The sequence below is a fragment of the Xanthomonas sp. XNM01 genome, from assembly GCF_014851915.1.
GTDB lineage: Bacteria > Pseudomonadota > Gammaproteobacteria > Xanthomonadales > Xanthomonadaceae > Pseudoxanthomonas.
Window position 1 is genome coordinate 1 of sequence record NZ_JACVAP010000023.1, and the last position, 255, is coordinate 255.

Here is a 255-nt window from a genome sequence, read left to right on the forward strand (position 1 = left end):
TTCGGCGTGCGGGCTTTTCACCCGCATTATCGTTACTCATGTCAGCATTCGCACTTCCGATACCTCCAGCGGACTTCTCAATCCACCTTCGCAGGCGTACGGAACGCTCCTCTACCGCGCACAAACAAGTTTGTGCACCCCAAGCTTCGGTTTATCACTTAGCCCCGTTAAATCTTCCGCGCAGACCGACTCGACCAGTGAGCTATTACGCTTTCTTTAAAGGGTGGCTGCTTCTAAGCCAACCTCCTGGCTGTC

Annotated in this window: 1 rRNA gene; it reads right to left on the reverse strand. The window is 53.7% G+C overall.

The window, feature by feature from the left end:
* Positions 1-255 (reverse strand): 23S ribosomal RNA (locus tag IB242_RS20290); the annotation flags it as partial.